The organism is Thermoanaerobaculia bacterium (assembly GCA_035717485.1).
Lineage (GTDB): Bacteria > Acidobacteriota > Thermoanaerobaculia > UBA5066 > DATFVB01 > DATFVB01.
Genome location: DASTIQ010000065.1, coordinates 1 through 2,143, shown reverse-complemented (window position 1 = coordinate 2,143; position 2,143 = coordinate 1). Strand labels below are relative to the sequence as shown.

The 2,143-nt window shown below is 69.6% G+C and carries 1 protein-coding gene; it reads right to left on the bottom strand.

Annotated elements, in window-relative coordinates; translation table 11 throughout:
- Positions 1-2,084: hypothetical protein (locus VFS34_03140; protein ID HET9793433.1), on the bottom strand; the 2,084-nt coding region annotated here is incomplete at its 3' end.
- Positions 2,085-2,143 lie beyond the last annotated feature (59 nt).

Below are 2,143 nucleotides of genomic sequence, written 5' to 3'. Positions count from 1 at the left end.
CCGGACGCGGGCCGCACGGGGAGCCGGAATTCGCCCGTTCGCGGCTCGTACTCGATCGGTTCCGCCTTTCCGGCTTCGACTTCGACCTCCGGACGCTTCCTCGCGAAGCCGTGAAGACGGACCGCGTCCTCCCCCGGCGCGAACAGCACGCGCACGCGGAGCGTTCCGTCGTCGGCGACCGACGCGATCCGCTTGCGCCCGACCGGAACGAGCTTTCCCTCGTCGCCGAGGAACGCGACGCCGGAGGGGCCTTCCGGCACGAGGATCCAGTACGCCGATCCCGAGAACCGGGTTCGGCAGGTCTCCGTCTCCTTCAACCGCCGGCCTTCGCCGCCGTCCACCCGGAAGAGAAACGACGGCCCCCGGATTCCGAGATCCCGCGGCGTGAGGATCGCTTCGTCTTTCGTTCCGGCCCCGACCGCGAAGACGTAGATCGCCTTCCACTCCCCGAAATCGGAGAGCGTCGTCGCGATCAGGGGGCCGGCCCGGCCCTTCGCTTCCCGAATCAGAGTCTCGTCGGTCGGCACGATCGGCAGATCCGGCTTGACCAGGACTCCGTCCGCCCTCGCCGCCAGCCGCGCCGCCGCGGGGTCCTCCTCGCCGATCGTGTCGCCGATTCCCACGACGCCCGACGAGAGGAGGGCGAGAAGCAGGTTCTCGAGCTCCCGGCTCCGGAACACGTCGGCCCACGGCCGGAGTCCCACCGCCCGCGCGAGGAGCGAGCCGTGGAAGAAGGCCGCCCATTTGGACTTGTCGAACCGGTCGCCGCTCACGCGGCAGGTCGTGACGCTCGGATACAGGGTGCTCTCGAGCATGTCGCCGGGGAAGGCCATGCAGTACTGCACCCTCATCGACCGTTCCGCGAACGCCCGCGCCATCTCGCCGAGAAAGGCCTCCGGATCGGAGAGGTTTCGCTCGGGCAGCGCGCGAACTCCCAGCCAGTCCTGCTCGAAGGTCGAGACTCCCGCCTCCGAGAGCTCCCCCGCGATCTTCGCCCACCAGCGGCGATCGACGACGACCCGGTCGGAGGTCTTCCACTCGCCGCGGATCGGGCTCTCCCGCGAGAGCCAGCGCCCGTGAACGAGGAGCGGGAGCCCGAGCTTCTTCTGAAAATCCCGCAGGTCGGAATCGAAGATCGGAGGGCCGGCCGCGCGATAGTCGAGGAAGCCGCCGTCCCTCCCTTTCGGGTACCACCAGCTGTCGAGCTGGACGTAGCCGAGAGGGATCCCTTCCCGGCGAAAACGGGACGCGACCTCGAGAAGCGTCTCTCCGGCGGTCCTGCCGGGAAGGGACTTGTAGTAATAGCCCGCGCCGTTGTCCGTCCAGTACCCCAGGAGCGCGAGCTCCGGCCCGTCGTCCGCGGGAGGGCGCGGCTTTCCCGAAAGCACCGTCAGGGCGCTTCCCCACGCGTCGAGCGTGGTCCCGATTCCCGCGCCGAAGAAGAGGATCGTCCGCTGCTCGTACCCGGGCGGAATCTCCCGGATCATTGGATCGATGCCGCACTCGACGCCGCCGTCGCGTCCCTGCCGGGTTCGGGCGAGGACGAAATGCGAGGCCGCCGAAAGCACGAATGCGTCGCGGTCGCCGTCGAAGAAGACCCAGGGCGCGTCCGCGCCGAGCTTCGTGAAACTGGAAGGGAAGAAAGCTCCCTCCCACGAGAGGTGGTAGGGAACCCGCGGAAGAGCGCGGAACGTCGGAAACGGATCGACGTTCGCGCCGCCGGTTTCGAACGTCGACACGAACATCGCGGCCGGAACCTTTTCATAGAGCCGAATGGCCGCGCGACGCCCGCCCGGCTCGCCGACGGAGAACGCCGCCTCGCGGTACGCTCCGAGCGCGTCGCTTCCGGCGCTCGCCGCGAGGCCCCGGAGTCCGGCGGCAACTTCGCCGCGGAACTTCCATCGTTTCGCGCCGCCGGTCACGTTCCACGTCCCGTCGGGAGAAACCGTAACCTCGAGCCCGGAAGCGCTCCGGATCGCCAGAGGAGGGGCGGCGGGGAGCGCGGAAGCGCTCCCGAGGAGGGCCGATCCCAGGATCGCCATCGGCGTGACGCGGCCGCGCCCGGGCCCTCCGAAAGCGCTCATCGGAGCGATGATCTCACCCCGGTCTCCGGAAAGGCGCCCGGATCCGGCCGCCGCGCCCG